Below are 19,102 nucleotides of genomic sequence, written 5' to 3'. Positions count from 1 at the left end.
GCGCTAAACGGGTAAACTGCCCGGATGCAACGAATCACCACCACCGGGCGCGTCAACCTCAGTCACCTGTTCTGGCTCCGCAATCTCGCGATCATCGGCCAGCTCGTGACGATCGGCGTCGTGCAGACCTATTTCGGCGTGCACCTGCCGCTGCCGGCGATGCTGATGGTCATCGCGCTCGAAATCGTTTTCAACGCGCTGACCTGGGTGCGCGTGCTGCGCGCGCGGCCCGAGACCAATTTCGAGCTGCTCGGCCAGCTGTGGGTCGACCTCGGCGCGCTGTCCGCGCTGCTGTTCCTGTCGGGCGGCACGACCAATCCGTTCGTGTCGCTGTACCTGCCGTCGCTCGCGATCGCGGCGGCCGTGCTGCCGTGGCACCTGATGATCTGGCTCGCGGCGTTCGCGGTCGCGTGCTACGCGGCGCTGGGCTTCGATTCGGTGCCGCTCAACATGGACAACCCGGCGAACCTGTTCGATTACTACCGGACCGGCATGTGGGCGAACTTCATGGTCAGCGTCGGGCTGATCGCGTGGTTCGTCGCGCGCATGTCGAATGCGCTGCGCCAGCGCGACGCGGCGCTCGGCGAGGCGCAGCAGCACCTGCTGCGTGACGAGCGGGCCGTCGCGCTCGGCGTGCAGGCCGCCACCGTCGCGCACGAAATGGGCACGCCGCTGTCGACGATCGCGATGCTCGCCGAGGAGTTGCGCGACGCGGCGCGCGCCGATCCGGGGCTGGCGCGCTACGAGGCCGACCTGAAGGTGCTCGAGGAACAGATGACGCTCTGCACGTCGGCGCTCGCGCGCCTGCGCAGCCGCGCGAGCGCGCCGGCGAGCCGCCAGCCGGTGGACGACTGGCTCGACACGTTCGTCGAGCACTGGCGTCTGCGGCATCCGCACGTGCAGTTCGAGCTGCTCGGCGCGCGCCCGTCGGGCGTCGCGCTCGACGATACGGTCGCGGCCGGCCAGATCCTGACGATCCTGCTCGACAACGCCGCGCGCGCGAGCCCGCAGCGCGTGACGCTCGCCGCGAAGGTCGCGCACGACCGCGCGACCGACGAAATCGAATTCGAGGTATGCGACGACGGGCCCGGCATTCCGGCCGCGCTGCGCGAATCGCTCGGCGCGATGCCGGTCGACAGCACGCAGGGCGGGCACGGCGTCGGCCTGTATCTCGCGTTCAGTGCGGCCGCGCGGCTGGGCGGCGAGATCGAACTGTCCGATGTCGCGCCGCGTGCGGCCGGCGGCAACGGCCGGGCGGCCGGTGCGGCGAATGGCCACGCGGCGGCCGCATCGGGACAACGCACGGGTGCACGCGCGGCCGAACGGCCAGCCGGCACGCCGGACGGCCGACCGGCCGGCGCCGCGGCCGGGCGCGGCACGCGGGCCGTGCTGCGCCTGCCGGTCGCGCGTGTCGCGATGCCGGCTGCCTCAACCAACACGTAGACGGAGAAACCCCATGAGCGAGAACAATTTCCTGGTGATCGACGACAACGAGGTGTTCGCGGGCACGCTCGCGCGCGGCCTCGAGCGCCGCGGTTACGCGGTCCAGCAGGCGCACGACAAGGAGGCGGCGCTCCGGCTCGCCGCAGGCGGCAAGTTCCAGTTCATCACCGTCGACCTGCATCTCGGCGAGGATTCGGGGCTGAGCCTGATCGCGCCGTTGTGCGACCTGCAGCCCGATGCGCGGATTCTGGTGCTGACCGGCTACGCGAGCATCGCGACCGCCGTGCAGGCCGTGAAGGAGGGCGCCGACAACTACCTCGCGAAGCCCGCGAACGTCGAGTCGATCCTGGCCGCGCTGCAGACCAACGCGAGCGAAGTCCAGGCCGAAGAGGCGCTCGAGAATCCGGTCGTGCTGTCGGTCGACCGGCTCGAATGGGAGCACATCCAGCGCGTGCTGGCCGAGAACAACAACAACATTTCGGCGACCGCGCGGGCGCTGAACATGCACCGCCGCACGCTGCAGCGCAAGCTCGCGAAGAAGCCGGTGCGGCAGTAAGCGGCGCGGCGCCGGCGCGCACGCACGCCGGGTGGCACGAGCGGCACGGGCGTTGCGCGATGCGATTCGGGAGCGACGCAACGCGACGCGCTACGGCGCAGCCGCGCGGCGCTGTCCGGCAGGAAGCCGCGAGCGCGGCCACGGGCGCGCGCCAACGAAAACGGGCGGCCCCGCTCACCCGCGGGGCCGCCCGTTTCGCTTTCGCCGCCGCGCGCGTTACAGCACGTAGCGCGACAGGTCTTCGTCCTGCGACACTTCGCCGAGCGCGCGGTCGACATACTGCGCGTCGATCGTCACGCGCTCGCCGGCGTGGTTGCCGGCCGAGAACGACACTTCCTCGAGCAGCTTCTCGATCACCGTGTACAGCCGGCGTGCGCCGATGTTCTCGGTTTTCTCGTTGACCGCGAACGCGATCTCGGCGAGGCGGCGGATGCCGTCTTCCGCGAATTCCAGTTCCACGTCTTCGGTGGCGAGCAGTGCCTGGTACTGCTTGACGAGGCTCGCGTCGGTCGCGACGAGGATCGCTTCGAAGTCTTCGACCGACAGCGAATCGAGCTCGACACGGATCGGGAAGCGCCCCTGCAGTTCGGGAATCAGGTCGCTCGGCTTCGCGAGGTGGAAGGCGCCGCTCGCGATGAACAGGATGTGATCGGTCTTCACCATCCCGTACTTCGTGTTGACCGTCGTGCCCTCGACGAGCGGCAGCAGGTCGCGCTGCACGCCCTGGCGCGACACTTCGCCGCCGCTGCCTTCGTTGTTGCGCGACGTGATCTTGTCGATCTCGTCGAGGAACACGATGCCGTTCTGCTCGACGTTCTGCACGGCCTTCGTCTTCACTTCCTCTTCGTTCAGCATCTTCGCCGCTTCCTCGTCGGTCAGCAGCTTCAGCGCTTCCTTGATCTTCACCTTGCGGCGCTGCTTCTTGCCGCTGCCGAGGTTCGAGAACATCGAGCGGATCTGCTCGGTCATCTCTTCCATCCCCGGCGGCGCCATGATGTCCATGCCGACGGTCGGCTGCTCGAGGTCGAGCTCGACTTCCTTGTCGTCGAGCTGGCCTTCGCGCAGGCGCTTGCGGAACGTCTGGCGCGTCGCGTTGTTGTCGTCGTTCGCGTGCTCGGCATTGCCGCCGAAGCCCACCGCGCGCGGTTGCGGCAGCAGGATGTCGAGGATGCGGTCCTCAGCCTGGTCGGTCGCCTTGCTGCGTACCTTGCGCATTTCGGATTCGCGCGTCTGCTTGACCGAGATCTCGATCAGGTCGCGCACGATGCTGTCGACGTCGCGGCCGACGTAGCCGACTTCGGTGAACTTGGTCGCCTCGATCTTGATGAACGGCGCATCGGCGAGCTTCGCGAGGCGTCGCGCGATTTCGGTCTTGCCGACGCCCGTCGGCCCGATCATCAGGATGTTCTTCGGGGTGATTTCCTGGCGCAGCGGGTCGGCGACCTGCTGGCGGCGCCAGCGGTTGCGCAGCGCGACGGCGACGGCCTTCTTCGCCTTCGCCTGGCCGATGATGTGCTTGTCGAGTTCCGAGACGATCTCGGCAGGGGTCATGGTGCTCATGGTGCGGTCCTTACTCGATCGTTTCGATGATGCGGTTGTGGTTCGTGTAGATGCACATGTCGCCGGCGATCTCGAGCGATTTCTCGACGATCTCGCGCGGCGACAGCTCGGTGTTCTCGGCGAGCGCGCGGGCCGCGGCCTGCGCGTACGCGCCGCCCGAGCCGATCGCGCAGATCCCGCCTTCCGGATCGAGCACGTCGCCGTTGCCGGTGATCACGAGCGTGGTGGTCGCATCGGCCGTGATCAGCATCGCCTCGAGGCGGCGCAGCATCCGGTCGGTGCGCCAGTCCTTCGCGAGCTCGACGGCCGCGCGGGTGAGATTGCCCTGGTGCTTCTCGAGCTTCGCCTCGAAGCGGTCGAGCAGCGAGAACGCATCGGCGGTGCCGCCCGCGAATCCGACCAGAACCTGGTTGTTGTAGATCCGCCGCACTTTCCGCGCGCCACCCTTCATGACGATGTTGCCGAGGGTTACCTGGCCGTCGCCGCCGAGCGCGACCTTGTCGCCGCGCCGGACCGAAACGATGGTCGTGCCGTGAAATTGCTCCATCTGCGTTCCTTGAGAAAAACGGGGAAGAGTCGGGCGGCGCGAGGGGCCGCCGCGTGAATCCGCGGTGCGCCGGGAAGCGGCCCGGCGCACGTCCGTTTCATTTTAGGGCGGGCGCCGGGATATCAAGAGGGGGAGGCAAATCGGCCGGCGGCCGGGAGCCGGCGCCGGAAAAACAAAAAGCGCGCGGCAGGCCGCGCGCTTCCGGGAAGCAGCGTGTCTGAGCGGAATGCCGCTCGATCAGTCGCCGAACAGCTTCTGGCGCAACTCGCGGCGCTCCTGCGCCTCGAGCGACAGCGTGGCGGTCGGACGCGCGAGCAGGCGCGGAATGCCGATCGGTTCGCCGGTTTCCTCACACCAGCCGTAATCGCCGGAATCGATGCGGGCGAGCGACTGCTGAACCTTCTTGAGGAGCTTGCGTTCGCGATCGCGCGTACGCAGCTCGAGCGCGTGCTCTTCCTCGATCGTCGCGCGGTCGGCGGGATCGGGGACGATCACCGTCTCGCGCAGGTTCTCGGTCGTCTGGCCTGCATTCTTGAGGATGTCCGCCTGCAACTGTTCGAGCCGATTTTTGAAGAAGGCGAGCTGATCCTCATTCATGTAATCCTTGTCGCTCATCTTCAGGATTTCGGCTTCGGTCAAGAGTTTCTTCGTCATCTGCTTGCTTCTTCAATGTGCGGCAAATCAAGAGATAGTGCCTGCACTTTGGGATTACCCGCAACCGCGCTTGCAATCATTTGCGATTTGCCGCCGCGGGGCCGAAAGCCTCTGGAAACCGGTTCTCAAATACCAGGGATAGGCCTGGCGCTGATTTGCGCGCGCTGCGAACCGGTGTGCTGCGCGGCAGATCGCATCGGCCGCGGCCGGGAGGCGGATGGGCGATCCGGCGCGGTTGCGATGCCCGGATATGGTTCAGCAAGAACCGGGCCTGTTTGTTGCCGTACTCCAGCGGGCACGTATTGTAACTGAATCGCAAGCGGGCGCCGTATCGGGTCGATCCCCGTCGGCCACGCCAATATCTTGAAAATATAACGCGCAAATCGCGAAAAAGCGATGACGACGAAACCCTGCCCGGAAAAGGCGCCGCGCGGCTGCCGCGGCCGCCTGCGAAGGCGGCCGGGCAACGGTGGCGGGCAGGCGCCCGCGCGGATCAGGCGAGGCAGGCGTCGAGGCCGTCGGTGATCAGGTCCTGCGGAAGGTCGACGCCGATGAACACCATCTTGTTGGTCTTCTTCTCGGCCGGCAGCCATTTGGCCGCGAGGTCGCTGCCCATCATCTGGTGCACGCCCTGGAACACGACCTTGCGGTCGACGCCCTTCATGTACAGCACGCCCTTGTAGCGCAGCATCCGCTCGCCGTAGATCTGCAGGATGCCGCCGAGGAAGTCTTCCAGCTTGTTCGGATCGAACGGGCGGTCGTTGCGGTACACGAACGACTTGATCTTGTCGTCATGGTGCGCGTGGTGGTGGTCGTGGTGGCCATGGCCGTGATCGTGCGCGCATTGGCCGTGATCGTGGTCGCAATCGGCGTGATCATGATCATGGTCGTGATCGTGGTGGGCGTGCGCGTGATCGTCCTCGGCGAGGAAATCGGGATCGATCTCGAGCTTCGCGTTCAGGTTGAAGCCGCGCAGGTCGAAGATTTCCTTGATGTCCGCTTCGCCGAAATTCACGATCTTGATCGCGGCCTTCGGGTTCATGTGCATCAGGCGGTGCTTGAGGCCGGCGACGGTCTCGCTGTCGACCAGGTCCGACTTCGTGATGAACAGGCGGTCGGCGAAGCCGACCTGGCGCTGCACCACTTCGTGTTCGTCGAGCTGCGCGTTCGCGTGCTTCGCGTCGACCAGCGTGATGACCGCGTCGAGCAGGAAATCGTCGGCGATTTCGCTGTCGATGAAGAAGGTCTGCGCGACGGGGCCCGGGTTCGCGAGGCCGGTCGTCTCGATCACGATGCGGTCGAAGTCGAGCTTGCCTTCGCGCTTTTTCGCGGCCAGATCGCCGAGCGCGCGGGCAAGGTCGCCGCGGATCGTGCAGCAGATGCAGCCGTTGCTCATCTGGATGATCTGCTCGTTCGAATCCTGCACGAGGATTTCGTTGTCGATGTTCTCTTCGCCGAACTCGTTCTCGATCACGGCGATCTTCATGCCGTGCTGTTCGTTCAGGATGCGCTTGAGCAGCGTCGTCTTGCCGCTGCCGAGGAAGCCGGTGAGGATGGTGACGGGAGTGGCCATGTCGGTCGCCTGTGGTTCGTGAATCGGGGTCAAAACCAGGATGTGCGTCGCGCCCTCGCGCTGCGAGCCGGGGCGCACAACCATCCATTGAAACATACCTGTCAAGCCCCCGCCCGTCGTCCGGACGACAGGCGAAAGCGCTGTGCCGCCAACCGGGCGGGGGCGGGCGCGGTCGTCCGCGCTAGATCGGGGCGATCAGACGATTTGCAACAGCAGGCCCTTCAGATATTCGCCCTCCGGGAACGCGGCGAGCAGCGGATGATCGATGCCCGCGCCGAGCCGCTTCAGGATGCGCGCGTCGACCTTCGCGTCGGCGGCCGCGCCCGCGACGATCTTCTGGAACAGGTCCATGTCGATCGCGCCCGAGCACGAGTACGTGAACAGCAGGCCGCCCGGGCGCAGCAGCCTGAAGCCGCTCAGGTTGATGTCCTTGTACGCGCGGGCCGCGCGGTCGACGCTGTCGCGCGTCGGCGCGAACTTCGGCGGATCGAGCACGATCAGGTCGAAACGCTCGCCTTCGTCGACGAGGCGGCGCAGCGTCTTGAACGCATCGGCATCGAGCCAGGTCGCGCGCGCCGCGTCGAAGCCGTTCGCCACGACGTTCTGCTGCGCGAGCGCGAGCGCGTCGCCCGACGAGTCGATCGACACCACGCGTTTCGCGCCGCCCTTGAGCGCCGCGAGCGAGAAGCCGCCGGTGTAGCAGAAGCAGTTCAGCACGTCGCGGCCGGCCGCGTACTGCGCGACGAGCGCGCGGTTGTCGCGCTGGTCGACGTAGAAGCCGGTCTTGTGGCCGTTCGGCACGTCGACGTGATAGCGCACGCCGTTTTCGTTCGCGATCAGCGTCGCGGGCGGCGCGTCGCCGGCCAGCACGCCGGTCGTCTGCTCGAGCCCTTCCTTGTCGCGGATCGACACGTCCGAGCGCTCGTACACGTTCGGGCAGCCGGTCGCGCCGACGAGCGCCGCGACGATCGCGTCCTTCCACGCTTCGACGCCGGCCGCCATGAACTGGCATACGAGCTGGCCGCGCGGCGTCGCGCCGGCTTCGGCGGTATCGGCGACGTAGTGGTCGACGATCAGCCCCGGCAGCCCGTCGGCTTCGCCGAACACGAGCCGCACCGCGCCCGTGCCCGACACCATCGTCGTGCGGTGCGCGACCGCGCGCTGCACGCGGCGCTTGAAGAACGCGTGATCGATCGGCTCGTTCTCGTCGAAGCTCCACACCCGCACGCGGATCTGCGACTGCGGGCTGTACGCGCCGCGCGCGAGAAAGCGGCCGTCGTGCGCGCGCACGAGCACGGTCGCGCCGGGGGCGGGCTTGCCGTCGACGCGGTCGATCGCATTGGCGTAGATCCACGGATGGCGGCGCAGCAGCGATTTTTCCTTGGACGGCTTGAGGGTGACGGTTTGCATGATGAGATCGAAAGGGGGCCGGGCACGACGCCGGCCGATGCCGGCCGCCGCGCGCGGCGGGTAACACGGGACGCGCGTCAGTCGCGCTTCTTCGCGCGCGGATGCGCGCTGTCGTAAATTTTCGCGAGATGCTGGAAGTCGAGCGACGTATAGATTTGCGTCGCGGCGACGCTCGCGTGGCCCAGCAGTTCCTGCACCGCGCGCAGGTCGCCGCTCGACTGCAGCACGTGCGTCGCGAACGAGTGGCGCAGCACGTGCGGGTGGACGTTGGCGGGAATGCCGGCGGCGAGCGCCGCGCGCTTCACGCGCTCGCGCACGACGCCCGGCGACATCCGGTTGCCGCGCACCGACACGAACAGCGGATGCGGATCGTGCTTCACGAATTCGCCGCGCACCGCGAGCCACGCGTTCAGCGCATCGATCGCCTTGCGGCCGACCGGCACCTTGCGCTCCTTGTTGCCCTTGCCGCGCACGGTGACTTCGGCTTCGGCGAGATCGAGCCAGCCGGCCGAGCGGTAGCCGTCGGCCTGCACGTACCCGACATCGAGCCCGACCAGTTCGGCGAGGCGCAGCCCCGACGAATAGAACAGCTCGAGGATCGCGTGGTCGCGGACGCCTTCGGTCGTCTCGGGCAGCGGCGTATCCATGAGGGCGACCGCATCGTCGACCGACAGCGCTTTGGGCAGCGATTTCTCGCGCTTGGGCGCGCGTACCCCGGCCACGGGATTCGCGGGCATCTCGATGCGCTGCGCGAACCAGCGATAGAACGCGCGCCATGCGGAAAGCCGGTGCGAGATCGAGCGCGCGGACAGCCCGGCCGCGTGCGCGCGCACGACCGCGCCGCGCATGTCGGCGGCGGTCAATGCTTCGAGCGGGCGGCCGGCCGCGAGCTTCTTCAGTTCGTCGAGTTCGTGCGCGTACCCGCGCAGCGTGTGTTCCGACAGCTGCCTGACGTGCTTCAGGTTCGACAGGTAGGCGGCGATCGGATCGTCGGTCATCGCGTGCGGCGAATCAGTGCGGCAGCAGGCGCGTGAGCGCGGCGCTCGCGAGCGTCGCGATCTGCGCGAGGAAGTCGGTGGCCATCCCGTCGTGGAAGCGGCGCGGATCGGGCGAACCGAGCACCAGCAGGCCGAACGCGGGCGCGTCGTTGCCGGCGAGCGGCGCACGCAGCGCGAGCAGCGCGACCGATGCGGCCGAGCCGTCGCCGGCCGGCGCGGCTTCGGCGCCCTCCGCCGCGCTCGCGGCCGGGGCGGCGAGCGCGGGCGCGAGCCACTGGGCGGCCTCGAAGCCCGTGTTCGCGCCGCAGTACGGCGTGGACAGGCCGTTCGTGAACAGGCGCACTTCCTCGCCGACCTGGCGTGCGAAGTCGGCTTGCGCGTAGGTGTCGGCCACATCCCACACGCGCACCGCCGTTTGCGGCACGTCGAACACGTCGGCGATGCCGTCGGCGATCGTGCGCGGCAGCGCGTACGGATCGCGCTCCGCGATCACGCGCGCGGTCCAGCGGCTGAACTTCGCGGACAGGCTGTCGTTCTCGTGCCCGTAGCGCACGAGCTCGGCGAGCCGGCGTTCGAGATGCTTGTTCTTGTCGCGCAGCATCTCCATCTGCCGCTCCTGCAGCGAGATCGCGGCCTTGCCGTGCGGGTTCGCGAGACGGATCGTCGCGAGCAGCTCGGCGTGCTGCGCGAAGAATTCGGGATTGGCGAGCAGGTAGTCGGCGACTTCGCGATCGTTCATGTGGCTGGAGCGTTCAGTGTTGTCAAGGACGTTGCAGGGTCAGGCGGTCAGGTCGATCTCGCCTTCGAACACGGTCGCGGCGGGGCCGGCCATCGTCAGCGCGGCGGCTTCGTCGCGCGCGCCGTCCCAGCCGATCGTCAGCGTGCCGCCGTGCGTGTGCACGGTCACGGGCGAATCGAGCAGGCCGCGCCGGATGCCGGCCGCGACCGCCGCGCACGCGCCGGTGCCGCACGCGAGCGTCTCGCCCGCGCCGCGTTCGTACACGCGCAGCTTCACTTCGCGGCGCGACACGATCTGCATGAAACCGGCGTTCACGCGCTGCGGGAAGCGCGCATGGCGCTCGATCAGCGGGCCTTCTTCCAGCACCGGATACGCTTCGGCGTCGTCGACGACCTGCACCGCGTGCGGGTTGCCCATCGATACCGTCGAGATCCAGCGCGTCGCGCCGCCGACGTCGAGCGGCCACAGCGTGTCGTTGCCGTCGGCCCGGCCGTCGAGGCCCGATGCATCGAACGGCACCTGCGCCGGCGCGAACACGGGCGCGCCCATGTCGACGACGACTTCGCCGTTGTCCTGCATCGTCAGCGTGATCAGGCCCTTCATGACCTGCACGCGCACGCTGCGCTTGTCGGTCAGGCCGCGGTCGCTGACGAACTTCACGAAACAGCGCGCGCCGTTGCCGCAGTGCTCGACCTCGCCGCCGTCGCAATTGAAGATCCGGTACTTGAAATCCGCGCCGTCGACGGTCGGTTTCTCGACCAGCAGCAACTGATCGGCGCCGATGCCGAAGTGGCGGTTGGCGAGCGCGCGCACCTGCGCATCGGTGAGCGGCGGCAGCGCGCGCGAATAGCCGTCGAGCACGACGAAGTCGTTGCCCGCGCCGTGCATCTTGGTGAACGAGAGTTTCACTGGGTCCGGAATTCCATGGCGAACGAGGCGGTCGGCACGGACGGCCGGCGGCCACGCCGGGGCGGCCTCGTTCGTCGTGCTGATCTCAACCGCAAATGATACATGCAGCCGACAGGGGCGTCCTGCGCGGGCGACCGGTTTGTACCGCGGGCGAAGGCGGGCAGGGAGCGGTATCTGCCGATCGGTCGACTGGTCGCATGCGAGGCGGGTGGGCAAATTGGTGCGGTGTGGCGAACCTGTCGCGGCGGGCGCAAGGCTCGGCGAAAACAGCGGATGAGCGGGACGCGCACTTTCGTACAGGTCAAATTGACAGCGCAATCAAGCGATTCGTATAGTGTGGCTATACGCATGGGCCATGCTGTCGGCATCGCGACTCGAATGTGGGAGATCCATGATCAAGTCGTGGCAGCACAAGGGGCTGGAAGCGTTTTTCACGAGCGGGAACAAGGCGGGCATCCGGCCCGACCATGCCCCGAGGTTACGGCGCCAGCTCGCACGTCTCGACGCTGCGAGCCGGCCGCTCGACATGAACGTGCCGGGCTGGCGCTTTCACGGCCTGGCCCGAGGGCTGGACGGCCATTACGCGGTGAGCGTGAGCAGCAACGGGCGTTTGACGTTCAGCTTCGACGGAGCCGATGCCGTCCTGGTCGATTACCAGGACTACCATTGAGGTGATTCAAGCCATGACTCGCATCTTCAATCCACCGCATCCGGGCGAAGCGTTGCGCGAGGACGTGCTACCGGCGCTGGGCCTGACTGTCACCGAGGCTGCCGCGCAACTTGGCGTCACGCGCGCGGCGCTGTCGCGCATCCTGCACGGCCATGCAGGAATCTCGCCGGAAATGGCGCTGCGCCTCGAGGCATGGCTCGGCGAGGAGAATGGCGGCCGTGCGGATCTGTGGCTCGCGCAGCAATCCGCCTACGATCTGTGGCAGGCACGCGCGAAAGGCGTGCCGAAGGTAACCCGAGCGCGGACGCGCGCCTGACCGTGCGCCCGCAGGCCGATGCTGCTCAGTCTCAGTAGAGGCTCGGCTCGCCGGGCGGGCGCGTCTTGAAGCGCTTGTGCACCCAGTAATACTGCTCGGGCATCAGCGGAATCTGTTCCTCGAGGAATTCGTTCATCCGCCGCGCGTCGAGATCGTCGTCGCCGGTCGGGTAGTTGTCCCACGGCTTGAACACCTTCAGCCGATAGCCCTTGTAGTTCGGCAGCACCTCGCCGATGAACGGCACGACCTGCGCGCGGCCCGTCTTCGCGAGCCGGCCGACGGCCGTCAGCGTGCACGCCGGCACGCCGAAGAACGGCACGAACGTCGAATTGCGCAGCCCGTAGTCCATGTCGGCGCCGAGCATCACCGGCTTGCGGTCGCGCAGCCAGCGCAGCACGACGCGCGCGCTGTCCGCGCGACCGACCATCTCGGCGTCGAAGCGCCCGCGCGCCTTCTTCGCCTCTTCCTCGAGCACCGCGTTCGAGAACGGCTGGTACAGCGATCCGCAGCGGCGCTGCAGCGACCGGTTGAGCCAGATCGAACCGGCTTCGATGCCGACGAAGTGCAGCCCGAGGAACAGCGTCGGCGGCAGGTCGGGATCGGTGAGATCGACCGCGCTGTCGACCTGGATCAGTTTCGCGAGCTTTTTCTCCGAGCCGAACCACTGCACGCTGCGCTCGACGTAGCTGCGGATCGCATGGCGGAAATGCCGGCCCGCCACGTCCTCGCGCCGCTCGTCGCTCCAGTCGGGGAAGCAGAGTTTCAGATTCGTATGTACGATGCGCTTTCGCCGGCTGGGGATCTGATACAGCAGCCAGCCGAGGCCGTCGCCGAACCGTGCGGTGAGACCGTACGGCAGCAGGGCGAGCAGCTTCAGCAAGCCGATGGCGAGGTGCGTGCCGAGGCGGCCTAGCATGCGGAAGCTCCGTAGGGCCGGCAGGCCGGCACGTTGCGAACAGGGTGGTGAGACAGCGGAAGATGCAGCACGGGCGGCGCTCTGTGACAATTCAGGAAAGCCGCTATAATACGGGCTTCGCCGAGTTAACTGACAACTTGCGGGGCGAAGCCGGCTGGCGCGACACACGCTGCCCGGTCCTGGTAATCCGCTAAAGCGTCGCCGCTTCAGGCCCAACGAAGCTGGCTACGTGAAACCAACCGTAACCACACAGGAGCCTGAAAAAGTGGCAAACGATTATCTCTTCACGTCCGAATCCGTCTCCGAAGGCCATCCGGACAAGGTCGCGGACCAAATCTCGGACGCGATTCTCGACGCCATCCTCGAGCAGGACAAATACTCCCGCGTTGCGGCGGAAACGCTGTGCAACACGGGTCTCGTCGTGCTGGCCGGTGAAATCACCACGACGGCCAACATCGATTACATCCAGATCGCGCGCGACACGATCAAGCGCATCGGCTACGACAACACCGACTACGGCATCGACTACAAGGGCTGCGCGGTGCTCGTCGCGTACGACAAGCAGTCGCCGGACATCGCGCAGGGCGTCGATCGCGCACACGACGACAACCTCGATCAAGGCGCGGGCGACCAGGGCCTGATGTTCGGCTATGCGTGCGACGAAACGCCGGAACTGATGCCGCTGCCGATCTACCTGTCGCATCGCCTCGTCGAGCGCCAGGCCAGCCTGCGCCGCGACGGTCGCCTGCGATGGCTGCGTCCGGACGCGAAGTCGCAGGTCACCGTCCGCTACGTGGACGGCAAGCCCGATTCGATCGACACCGTCGTGCTGTCGACGCAGCACGCACCGGACATCGAGCTGCCCGCGCTGCGCGAAGCCGTGATCGAGGAAATCATCAAGCCGACGCTGCCGGCCGATCTGATCAAGGGCGACATCAAGTTCCTCGTGAACCCGACCGGCCGGTTCGTGATCGGCGGCCCGCAGGGCGATTGCGGCCTGACCGGCCGCAAGATCATCGTCGACACGTACGGCGGTGCCGCACCGCACGGCGGCGGCGCGTTCTCGGGCAAGGATCCGTCGAAGGTCGACCGTTCGGCTGCCTATGCCGGCCGCTACGTCGCGAAGAACATCGTCGCCGCGGGCCTCGCGTCGCGCGCGCTGATCCAGGTGTCGTACGCGATCGGCGTGGCCGAGCCGACCTCGGTGATGGTCAACACGTTCGGCACGGGCCGCGTGTCGGATGCGGTGATCACGAAGCTCGTGCGCGAGCATTTCGACCTGCGTCCGAAGGGCATCATCAAGATGCTCGACCTGCTGCGCCCGATCTACGAGAAGACCGCGGCTTACGGCCACTTCGGCCGCGAAGAGCCGGAATTCTCGTGGGAAGCGACCGACAAGGCGCTCGCGCTGGCCGAAGCGGCCGGTGTGGAGCCGACGGCACGCGTCGCGTAAGCGTCGTTCGCCTGAAATGAAAAACCCCGGCCAGACCGGGGTTTTTTTATGGCTTTCGGTAGCCGATGCAATGGCGGCGATCGGTGCGGGCCATGCCCGCCAACCACTCGCTCAGCGTGCGCCGAACCCGAACCAGCCGTTGCTCGCCGCGAGGCGGCGCGGGCGGTTGACGCGGCGCTGCGGGCCGAGCGTGCGGCGCAGCGCGAGCGCGCGCAGCGACGACGGCTTCTGCAGCAGCGAGCGCAGGCCGGCGCGGCGCGCGAACGTCTGCGCGCTCATCATCGAGAAAAACGCGTGGAACCACGCACGGATGCCGTCCAGCCGGCTGTGCGTGTGCGTACGCTCGGCCAGCGCCTGCGTGCGTGCGCGGTGATGGCGCAGCGAGCGGGCGGGAGCGGACGGCACGACGCGCTTCGCAGCGCGGTTGAAACGGGAAGTCAGACGGAATGGCATGTGAACGATGCTTCGCTTGTATGGATGGCGCCCTGAAGAGCGCACTGGTATGAACGGCCTCGGATGGCACAACGGATCTTATCGGATCCCGCTGCGCGCCGCCCCCGCCAGAATTGACAGGCCGCGTCAGGCTACAGGGGTTTCGTGACGGGCAAAAGTCGCGATAAACCCTTGTGCCGCAACGCGTGTGCCGCATACCGCCTGTCGCTGAGGCAGGTGCCGCGTCGCACAGTTCCCTTGACCCGGATCAAAGCCGCGATTGGCATGCCCCTGCGCACGACAATGGTGCTGTTCGCGGTATCCGGCGTCGATTTACAATCGTCACATTCACACAATAAACGTCTGGCATCCCATGTCGTCTCCATTGCAGTCGGAATCGATCCGCGCGCAAGTCGCGGAATTGCGCGAGCGCGGCTTCGTCGTCGCGCGCGGCCTCGTCGGCGAGGCGCAGTGCGCGGCGCTCAGGCAGATCGCGGAGCGTCAGTTGCGGGAGGCCGCCGAGCCGATCGAGTTCGAGGCCGACCTGCGCTACCCGGGCGCGCCCGAATCGAAGCATGCGCCGGGCGGGCATACGGTGCGGCGGCTGCTCGACGCGTATTCGCGCGATCCGGCGTTTGCCGAGCGCGCGGTGGCCCCTGAAATCGGCGCGTGGATGCGCGAGTATTTCGGTGAAGAGCCCGTGCTGTCGCGCGCGCATCACAACTGCATGATGACGAAGCACCCGGCGTACGGCAGCCTGACCGGCTGGCATCGCGATTTCCGCTACTGGGCGTTCGAGCGCCCCGACATGGTGTCGGTGTGGCTCGCCCTCGGGCCGGAAACCAACGAGAACGGCGCGTTGTGGCTCGTGCCCGGTTCGCATACGGCCGAATTCGGGCCGGAAGCGTTCGACGACGCGAAATTCTTCCGCGGCGATCTGCCGGAAAACCGCAGGATGATCGACGCGGCCACGTGTCCGTCGCTGGGAACGGGCGATGTCGTGTTCTTCCACTGCAACACGCTGCATTCGGCCGGGCAGAACCGTTCCGACCAGGTGAAGTTCTCGCTCGTGTACACGTATCACGGCGCAAGCAACCGGCCGGTGCCCGGCACACGCTCGGCGTCGAAGCCGGAAGTGCAGTTCTAGGTCGGGATCGACGCGGCAGGGTGTTGCCGCTCCGATCACGCGATGCGGCGCGTCGCGGGCGAATGAAGCAACGGGTGGCGTGGCCGCCCGTTTCGTTTGGGGCCCGCGCGCGCGAGGCAGGGCGTGCGGGTGTCGCGATGCGCAGCGATCAGCGCTTGCTGCCCGGCATCGCGAGGCCGATCAGGCCGGCGAACGACGCGACGGCGCCGCCGACGATCAGCAGAATCGTCTTCGTCGCCGGCGAGCCGGTGAAGAAGCGCGACACGTTGTCGTTGATCGAATGGAACGACTGGCCGCCGAAATACAGCAGCACGATGCCGCCGACGAGCAGTGCAACCGAGATGACCCGGGACATACCAACCTCGCTGAAACGGTGATTCGAGACGCCGCAGTGTAGGCGACGGCCGCGGTCGCGTCCATCGCCGTGCCGCCGTGCGCGATCCGGCCGCTTTCGCTACCATAGTCGTCGTATGACTCCTTCGCCGCCGTCGCGCCACGTGCGCGGCCGGCGCGCGTCCCTTCCCCCGATGTCCTGACGGAACAGACTCATGGCCTACGAAGCAGCTTCCGAACGTTATGCCGACATGCAATACCGCACCTGCGGCAAATCCGGGCTCAAACTACCCGCCCTGTCGCTGGGTCTGTGGCACAACTTCGGCGACTCGACGCCGATCTCGACGCAGCGCGAGATCCTGCGCACCGCGTTCGACCTCGGCATCAACCACTTCGACCTCGCGAACAACTACGGGCCGCCGTACGGCAGCGCCGAAATCAATTTCGGCCGGCTGCTGAAGGAGGATTTCCGGCCGTATCGCGACGAGCTGCTGATCTCGACGAAGGCCGGCTGGGACATGTGGCCGGGGCCGTACGGCAGCGGCGGCGGATCGCGCAAGTACGTGCTCGCGAGTCTCGACCAGAGCCTGCAGCGGATGGGGCTCGACTACGTCGACATCTTCTATTCGCACCGATTCGACGCGCACACGCCGCTCGAGGAAACGGCGGGCGCACTCGCGTCGGCCGTGCAGCAGGGCAAGGCGCTCTACATCGGCATCTCGTCGTATTCGGCCGCGAAGACGCGCGAGATGGCCGAGCTGCTCGCGCAATACAAGGTGCCGCTGCTGATTCACCAGCCTTCGTACAACATGCTGAACCGCTGGATCGAGCGCGACCTGCTCGGCACGCTCGACGACGTCGGCGCGGGCAGCATCGCGTTCACGCCGCTCGCGCAGGGCTTGCTGACGTCGAAGTACCTGAATGGCGTGCCGGCCGACGCGCGCGTGAACAAGCCGGGCGGCGGCTCGCTGAAGCAGGAACACCTGAGCGCGGACAACCTCGAGCATGTGCGCAAGCTCAACACGATCGCCGAACGGCGCGGGCAGAGCCTGGCGCAGATGGCCCTGGCGTGGGTGCTGCGTCACGGTCGCGTGACGTCCGCGCTGATCGGCGCGAGCCGCGCGGAGCAGGTGCGCGAGAACGTCGGTGCGTTGAAGAACCTCGAATTCTCGGCGGAGGAGCTCGCGGAGATCGATCGTTACGCGACGGAAGGCGGCATCAATCTGTGGGAAAAGCCGTCCACCGATCAGGCGATCTGATCGCGAGTCGATACGGCATGCGAAACATCGCGTGCCGTGTCGCCGGCCCGCGGACCGTACGTCGCGTCGCGGCGATGCAGCGACGCACGTCGCGCACTGGCGGCGCGCTAGATCAGCGCAGGCAGGCCTTCAACGAGCAGCACCGCGACACCGACGCCGAGAATGACGCCGAGTACGCGCAGCAGGTTGTGACGGAATTGGGTCGCGCACGGCACCGCGCCGAGAAATAGCGCTCCGGCCAGCGCCATCGGAATCAACAGGATGAAGTCGCCGATCGTGAAATAGGTCGTCATGCGTGTCTCCAGTGTCGACCGAAGTGGGCGTTTCGGTGCTTGCCTGGGCTCCATCCTCGCGGGATGTCGGCCGAAGTCGGCATGCGTACGCTCACCCCGGTCCCATGCCGGGCGTTTCTAGTATGGGTCCGGCCCGTTACGTGCAGGCCGTCCATTCGAGTATAGGCAACCGGCGGCGTTTTTCGCTATCCGAACCATTAAAAATCAGCGGAAAGCCCCGAGAAGCACGCGTTTTTCGTGCAAGCAAGACGAACGCCTTGCACGCATCTTTCCCGTTCCTTTCGATTTTCGCGGAATCGTCGTATGTGTCCGATGCGGGCCGCCGCCCCCGCAGGCGCGGCGGCCCGCCCGCTCACGCGCGCTCGGGTTGCGGGCGGCCGGCCGGCGCGCGGAACACGAGCGCGAGCCCGGCGACGATCGCGCCCATGCCGGCGAGCGCGAGCGGCTCGGGCCGGTTGCCGAGCCACACGGCATCCATCAGCGTGGTGACGACGGGCACGAGATAGAACAGGCTCGTCACGTTCACGAGATCGCCGCGCTGCATCAATCGGTAGAACAGCAGTTGCGCGATCACCGAAATCACGATGCCGAGCCACAGCAGCGGCACGACGAACGCCCAGCTCGCGTCGAACGACACCGGCCGGAACGGCGCGATCGCGATGCACAGCGCGAGGCCGATCGCATTCTGCAGCGGCAGCACGTCGGCGGGCGCCGCGCGGACGCGCTTTTGCAGCAGCGAGCCGACGGTCAGCGCGACGAGCGCCGTGAGCGCGCACGCGATGCCGGCAGCCGACAGGCCGCCCTTCCCGCCGCTCATGTCGCTCACGCCACGCCCGACGACGAGCGCGAGGCCGGCGAGCGACAGCGCGAGTCCCGCGATGCGCACCGGCTGCCAGCGACGCTCGACGATCGCGAGCGTGAGGATCGGCTGCACGCCGAGGATCGTCGCGAGCACGCCGGGCGCGATGCCGCGCTCGAGCGCGAGCAGGTAGAAGATCGAATAGCCGCCCATCATCAGCAAGCCGGTCAGCGCGGCCATGCGCCGCTCGCCGCGCGGTGGCAGCCAGCGCCTGCGCACGAAGGCCAGCGCGAGCAGCACGAGCGATGCGAGCGCGAAACGGGCAGTGAGAAAGGCGAACGCGGATGCGTGACGCAGACCGAGTTCAGCGAAGATCGCCCCGCTGCTCCACAGCAGCACGAAGAGCGACGTCGCGCCATGCGCGGCAAGCGCGCGTTTGAACGGAACCATGTGAATCCACCTGTCGAACGGATCGAAACGTTCCATTCGCGCGCGCAGCAACATGCCGTGCGTCACGACGCACGCACCTGCAGCCAACGAGGCGAATGGAAGACGAAAACGGAAGCCGGCCGGTCAGCCGACGCGTGCCGCCGGCGGGGGCGGCGCAGCGCTGACGGGCGGCGGTGCGACAGGAGGGGGAAGGACCGACGGATGCGCGCACGCCTGCGGTCGCGAGTCGAACTGCGGCCGGGATTGGGCGAGGGCGGACGTGAGCGGATGCATCGTGTCGGAATGCGAGTGAACGCGAACGAAAGCCTAAGGTACCGCAAGACAACCGCCGAACGCAACGCCTGTCGGCGGCTGCCTGTCGCGAGCGACATGTTGCGTCGATACGGGCCGACGCCGGTGCGCCGGCCGCTGCGCACGCGAGCATGCGCAAACGGGTGAAAAGCGGTCGGCATGCGGCGCGCGCGACGCGAAGTCGGCGCCGATCGCGGCGCGTGTGCCGACGATCCCGCACGGAAGAAGCGAAGCGGTACGCGCATTGCGTCAATCCGTGCGCGCGGCGGCGCCGGGCGGTTTCGGCGGGCGGTCACATTCGACAGGGTATGATGGGGGTAACCGGGCGGACAAGTACGAGCCCGGCGCAGTGGT

20 protein-coding genes are annotated in these 19,102 nt (G+C 67.4%); 7 read left to right on the top strand and 13 right to left on the bottom strand.

The genetic code is table 11. The annotated features are described in order from the left end of the window. The first annotated feature begins 24 nt into the window (after positions 1-24). Complete coding sequence (locus WS54_RS29210) at positions 25-1,443, top strand: ATP-binding protein (protein ID WP_059500584.1); 1,419 nt, start codon at positions 25-27, stop codon at positions 1,441-1,443. A gap of 13 nt (positions 1,444-1,456) precedes the next feature. After that, positions 1,457-1,999: a response regulator transcription factor gene (locus WS54_RS29205; RefSeq protein ID WP_059780763.1), complete on the top strand. Its 543-nt coding sequence runs from the start codon at positions 1,457-1,459 to the stop codon at positions 1,997-1,999. Positions 2,000-2,215: 216 nt separating this feature from the next. On the opposite strand, the gene hslU is transcribed toward WS54_RS29205, so the two are convergent. The 8 genes from hslU to dapF form a co-directional block, all read right to left on the bottom strand. Further along, on the bottom strand, positions 2,216-3,559 hold the full coding sequence (gene hslU, locus WS54_RS29200) for an ATP-dependent protease ATPase subunit HslU (protein WP_059780764.1): 1,344 nt from the start codon (positions 3,557-3,559) through the stop codon (positions 2,216-2,218). A gap of 10 nt (positions 3,560-3,569) precedes the next feature. Then, positions 3,570-4,106 carry an ATP-dependent protease subunit HslV gene (hslV, locus tag WS54_RS29195; RefSeq protein ID WP_006760749.1) on the bottom strand — a complete coding sequence of 179 codons (537 nt, stop codon included), beginning with the start codon at positions 4,104-4,106 and terminating at the stop codon, positions 3,570-3,572. Between the two features lie 237 nt (positions 4,107-4,343). Continuing rightward, positions 4,344-4,760, bottom strand: a complete 417-nt coding sequence (gene dksA, locus WS54_RS29190; RefSeq protein WP_006477498.1) for an RNA polymerase-binding protein DksA — start codon at positions 4,758-4,760, stop codon at positions 4,344-4,346. A 493-nt stretch (positions 4,761-5,253) separates the two neighbouring features. Beyond that, entirely contained in the window at positions 5,254-6,333 is a 1,080-nt protein-coding gene (locus WS54_RS29180; RefSeq protein WP_059780818.1) for a CobW family GTP-binding protein, read from the bottom strand. Between the two features lie 195 nt (positions 6,334-6,528). After that, positions 6,529-7,743: a class I SAM-dependent rRNA methyltransferase gene (locus WS54_RS29175; protein WP_059780765.1), complete on the bottom strand. Its 1,215-nt coding sequence runs from the start codon at positions 7,741-7,743 to the stop codon at positions 6,529-6,531. Positions 7,744-7,820: 77 nt separating this feature from the next. Then, the gene (gene xerC, locus WS54_RS29170) at positions 7,821-8,741 is read right to left on the bottom strand and encodes a tyrosine recombinase XerC (RefSeq protein ID WP_034208666.1); all 921 of its coding nucleotides are present in this window, start codon (positions 8,739-8,741) and stop codon (positions 7,821-7,823) included. Between the two features lie 13 nt (positions 8,742-8,754). Then, a complete protein-coding gene (locus WS54_RS29165; RefSeq protein ID WP_034208665.1) occupies positions 8,755-9,480 on the bottom strand; it encodes a DUF484 family protein in 726 nt (241 codons plus the stop codon). Positions 9,481-9,519: 39 nt separating this feature from the next. After that, on the bottom strand, positions 9,520-10,389 hold the full coding sequence (gene dapF / locus WS54_RS29160) for a diaminopimelate epimerase (RefSeq protein WP_059780766.1): 870 nt from the start codon (positions 10,387-10,389) through the stop codon (positions 9,520-9,522). A 391-nt stretch (positions 10,390-10,780) separates the two neighbouring features. On the opposite strand from dapF, the gene WS54_RS29155 reads away from it, so the two are divergent. Both WS54_RS29155 and WS54_RS29150 read left to right on the top strand, forming a co-directional pair. Further along, positions 10,781-11,059, top strand: a complete 279-nt coding sequence (locus WS54_RS29155; protein WP_059780767.1) for a type II toxin-antitoxin system RelE/ParE family toxin — start codon at positions 10,781-10,783, stop codon at positions 11,057-11,059. A gap of 13 nt (positions 11,060-11,072) precedes the next feature. Beyond that, positions 11,073-11,375 carry a HigA family addiction module antitoxin gene (locus WS54_RS29150; RefSeq protein ID WP_059780768.1) on the top strand — a complete coding sequence of 101 codons (303 nt, stop codon included), beginning with the start codon at positions 11,073-11,075 and terminating at the stop codon, positions 11,373-11,375. A 31-nt stretch (positions 11,376-11,406) separates the two neighbouring features. On the opposite strand, the gene lpxL is transcribed toward WS54_RS29150, so the two are convergent. Continuing rightward, the gene (lpxL, locus tag WS54_RS29145; RefSeq protein ID WP_034208661.1) at positions 11,407-12,291 is read right to left on the bottom strand and encodes a lauroyl acyltransferase LpxL; all 885 of its coding nucleotides are present in this window, start codon (positions 12,289-12,291) and stop codon (positions 11,407-11,409) included. A gap of 265 nt (positions 12,292-12,556) precedes the next feature. On the opposite strand from lpxL, the gene metK reads away from it, so the two are divergent. Beyond that, complete coding sequence (gene metK / locus WS54_RS29140) at positions 12,557-13,744, top strand: methionine adenosyltransferase (RefSeq protein WP_059780769.1); 1,188 nt, start codon at positions 12,557-12,559, stop codon at positions 13,742-13,744. Positions 13,745-13,855: 111 nt separating this feature from the next. Here the strand turns inward: metK and WS54_RS29135 are convergent, their stop codons facing one another. Then, positions 13,856-14,197: a hypothetical protein gene (locus tag WS54_RS29135; protein ID WP_034208660.1), complete on the bottom strand. Its 342-nt coding sequence runs from the start codon at positions 14,195-14,197 to the stop codon at positions 13,856-13,858. 352 nt (positions 14,198-14,549) lie between these two features. On the opposite strand from WS54_RS29135, the gene WS54_RS29130 reads away from it, so the two are divergent. Further along, entirely contained in the window at positions 14,550-15,323 is a 774-nt protein-coding gene (locus tag WS54_RS29130; protein WP_034208659.1) for a phytanoyl-CoA dioxygenase family protein, read from the top strand. Between the two features lie 148 nt (positions 15,324-15,471). Here the strand turns inward: WS54_RS29130 and WS54_RS29125 are convergent, their stop codons facing one another. Continuing rightward, positions 15,472-15,678 (bottom strand): DUF3185 family protein, encoded by a 207-nt coding sequence (locus WS54_RS29125; RefSeq protein ID WP_034208658.1) that lies wholly within the window; start codon positions 15,676-15,678, stop codon positions 15,472-15,474. A gap of 193 nt (positions 15,679-15,871) precedes the next feature. On the opposite strand from WS54_RS29125, the gene mgrA reads away from it, so the two are divergent. Beyond that, complete coding sequence (gene mgrA / locus WS54_RS29120; protein WP_034208657.1) at positions 15,872-16,915, top strand: L-glyceraldehyde 3-phosphate reductase; 1,044 nt, start codon at positions 15,872-15,874, stop codon at positions 16,913-16,915. Positions 16,916-17,022: 107 nt separating this feature from the next. Here the strand turns inward: mgrA and WS54_RS29115 are convergent, their stop codons facing one another. Beyond that, a complete protein-coding gene (locus tag WS54_RS29115; protein ID WP_006482800.1) occupies positions 17,023-17,208 on the bottom strand; it encodes a hypothetical protein in 186 nt (61 codons plus the stop codon). A 352-nt stretch (positions 17,209-17,560) separates the two neighbouring features. Then, entirely contained in the window at positions 17,561-18,457 is an 897-nt protein-coding gene (locus tag WS54_RS29110) for a DMT family transporter (RefSeq protein ID WP_059780819.1), read from the bottom strand. Positions 18,458-19,102 lie beyond the last annotated feature (645 nt).

The sequence above is a fragment of the Burkholderia sp. NRF60-BP8 genome, from assembly GCF_001522585.2.
Classification (GTDB): domain Bacteria; phylum Pseudomonadota; class Gammaproteobacteria; order Burkholderiales; family Burkholderiaceae; genus Burkholderia.
The sequence above is the reverse complement of the archived record's forward strand: the minus strand, read 5'-3'. Positions and strand labels throughout refer to the sequence as shown.

What these genes read in the sequence shown, in the direction of transcription:
- WS54_RS29110 (WP_059780819.1), bottom strand. Translation starts at nt 18,457, where the DNA reads ATGGTTCCGTTCAAACGCGCGCTTGCCGCGCATGGCGCGACGTCGCTC.
- WS54_RS29155 (WP_059780767.1), top strand. Translation starts at nt 10,781, where the DNA reads ATGATCAAGTCGTGGCAGCACAAGGGGCTGGAAGCGTTTTTCACGAGC.
- dksA (WP_006477498.1), bottom strand. Translation starts at nt 4,760, where the DNA reads ATGACGAAGAAACTCTTGACCGAAGCCGAAATCCTGAAGATGAGCGAC.
- WS54_RS29135 (WP_034208660.1), bottom strand. Translation starts at nt 14,197, where the DNA reads ATGCCATTCCGTCTGACTTCCCGTTTCAACCGCGCTGCGAAGCGCGTC.
- hslU (WP_059780764.1), bottom strand. Translation starts at nt 3,559, where the DNA reads ATGAGCACCATGACCCCTGCCGAGATCGTCTCGGAACTCGACAAGCAC.
- WS54_RS29180 (WP_059780818.1), bottom strand. Translation starts at nt 6,333, where the DNA reads ATGGCCACTCCCGTCACCATCCTCACCGGCTTCCTCGGCAGCGGCAAG.
- hslV (WP_006760749.1), bottom strand. Translation starts at nt 4,106, where the DNA reads ATGGAGCAATTTCACGGCACGACCATCGTTTCGGTCCGGCGCGGCGAC.
- WS54_RS29115 (WP_006482800.1), bottom strand. Translation starts at nt 17,208, where the DNA reads ATGACGACCTATTTCACGATCGGCGACTTCATCCTGTTGATTCCGATG.
- WS54_RS29125 (WP_034208658.1), bottom strand. Translation starts at nt 15,678, where the DNA reads ATGTCCCGGGTCATCTCGGTTGCACTGCTCGTCGGCGGCATCGTGCTG.
- WS54_RS29205 (WP_059780763.1), top strand. Translation starts at nt 1,457, where the DNA reads ATGAGCGAGAACAATTTCCTGGTGATCGACGACAACGAGGTGTTCGCG.
- WS54_RS29165 (WP_034208665.1), bottom strand. Translation starts at nt 9,480, where the DNA reads ATGAACGATCGCGAAGTCGCCGACTACCTGCTCGCCAATCCCGAATTC.
- WS54_RS29130 (WP_034208659.1), top strand. Translation starts at nt 14,550, where the DNA reads ATGTCGTCTCCATTGCAGTCGGAATCGATCCGCGCGCAAGTCGCGGAA.
- mgrA (WP_034208657.1), top strand. Translation starts at nt 15,872, where the DNA reads ATGGCCTACGAAGCAGCTTCCGAACGTTATGCCGACATGCAATACCGC.
- lpxL (WP_034208661.1), bottom strand. Translation starts at nt 12,291, where the DNA reads ATGCTAGGCCGCCTCGGCACGCACCTCGCCATCGGCTTGCTGAAGCTG.
- xerC (WP_034208666.1), bottom strand. Translation starts at nt 8,741, where the DNA reads ATGACCGACGATCCGATCGCCGCCTACCTGTCGAACCTGAAGCACGTC.
- WS54_RS29210 (WP_059500584.1), top strand. Translation starts at nt 25, where the DNA reads ATGCAACGAATCACCACCACCGGGCGCGTCAACCTCAGTCACCTGTTC.
- WS54_RS29175 (WP_059780765.1), bottom strand. Translation starts at nt 7,743, where the DNA reads ATGCAAACCGTCACCCTCAAGCCGTCCAAGGAAAAATCGCTGCTGCGC.
- WS54_RS29150 (WP_059780768.1), top strand. Translation starts at nt 11,073, where the DNA reads ATGACTCGCATCTTCAATCCACCGCATCCGGGCGAAGCGTTGCGCGAG.